Annotated in this window: 2 protein-coding genes; both read left to right on the top strand. The window is 66.6% G+C overall.

The window, feature by feature from the left end; genetic code table 11:
* Positions 1-212, top strand: a 212-nt coding sequence (locus EOA60_RS32190) for a DUF1036 domain-containing protein (RefSeq protein WP_128312574.1), incomplete at its 5' end; no start/stop codon positions are given.
* The coding region (gene pyk, locus EOA60_RS32185; protein ID WP_128312573.1) for a pyruvate kinase at positions 209-1,574 on the top strand (1,366 nt) is incomplete at its 3' end. The genes EOA60_RS32190 and pyk, both read left to right, overlap by 4 nt.

Genomic DNA, 1,574 nt, shown 5'->3' with positions numbered 1-1,574 from the left:
GCGGGCGTTGGGACGGCCCGATCAACATGTGCGTCGCCGAAAAAGAGTTCAAGATTGCCGGCGTGAATGATTGCGTCGCCCGGGGCTTTCAGCGCGCCGGATTTCAGGAATATGACACGGGCGAGCAGGCAAGCTGGATGGTCCAGCTGACTGACGAGCCCGCAACGGGCGGCGCGCCAGCGGCCCCCGCTCCGGGAACGAACAATCAATGAGACGTAACCGCAAGGTCAAGATCCTCGCCACCATCGGTCCGGCTTCCTCCTCCGAGGAGATGCTGCGAAAGCTCTTCGAGGCAGGCGCCGACGTCTTCCGCATCAATATGAGCCATACCGACCACGAGCTGATGCGCACGCTTGTCGGCCGCATCCGGGCCGTCGAGGCGGCGGTCGGGCGGCCGATCGGCATTCTCGCCGATCTTCAGGGGCCAAAGCTCAGGGTCGGCAAGTTCGCCAATGGCAAGGAAGCACTGACCGTCGGCCAGACCTTCACGCTGGATGACAGTCCGGAACCCGGCACGTCGAAGCGCGTCTACCTGCCGCATCCGGAAATCCTGAACTCGGTCGAGGCCGGTCACCGTCTTTTGATCGATGACGGCAAGCTGGAGCTCAAGGCGGTCAAGAGCGACGGCAAGTCGATCGCCTGCACGGTGGTCGCCGGCACCGGCATCTCCGACAAGAAGGGCGTCAGCCTGCCCGACACCGATCTGCCGGTCGGCGCGCTGACCGAGAAGGACCGCGCCGATCTCGACGCGGTGCTGGCGGCAAGCGTCGACTGGGTGGCGCTGTCGTTCGTGCAGCGGCCGGAGGATCTGGCCGAAGCGCGCAAGATCGCGCGCGGCCGGGCCCTCATCATGGCCAAGATCGAAAAGCCGCAGGCGGTGGCGCGCCTGGCCGAGATCATCGAACTCTCCGACGCGCTGATGGTCGCGCGCGGCGATCTCGGCGTCGAGATGCCGCTCGAGGCCGTGCCCGGCATCCAGAAGCAGATCACGCGAGCCGCCCGCCGCGCCGGCAAACCGGTGGTGATCGCGACCCAGATGCTGGAATCGATGATCACCGCACCCGTGCCGACCCGCGCGGAGGTCTCGGATGTGTCGATCGCCGTCTTCGAAGGCGCGGACGCGATCATGCTTTCGGCCGAATCCGCCGCCGGCGCCTACCCGGTCGAGGCGGTCGCGATGATGAACCGCATCGCCACCAAGGTCGAAGCCGACCCGACTTATGCCGGCATCATCAACGCCCAGCGCTCGGAACCGGAAGCGACCGGGGCCGACGCCATTTCGCTCGCTGCGCGCGAGATCGCGGAGACGCTGAAACTGTCGGCGATCATTTCCTACACCGCCTCTGGAACAACTGGTCTGCGCGCCGCGCGCGAACGGCCGCAGGTGCCGATCGTGGCGCTGTCGCCGATCGTCAACACGGCGCGCCGGCTCTCGCTTCTGTGGGGTACGCATTGCGTGGTCTCGGAGGACGCTATCGACCTCGACGATATGGTCGACCGCGCCTGCCGCATTGCCCTCGAGGAAGGCTTCGGCAAGCCGGGCGACCGCGTCATCATCACGCCGGGCCTGCCGC

Origin of the sequence: Mesorhizobium sp. M1A.F.Ca.IN.020.06.1.1 (assembly GCF_004023265.1) — a bacterium.
Lineage (GTDB): Bacteria > Pseudomonadota > Alphaproteobacteria > Rhizobiales > Rhizobiaceae > Mesorhizobium.
This window is presented reverse-complemented; position numbering and strand designations above follow the sequence as displayed.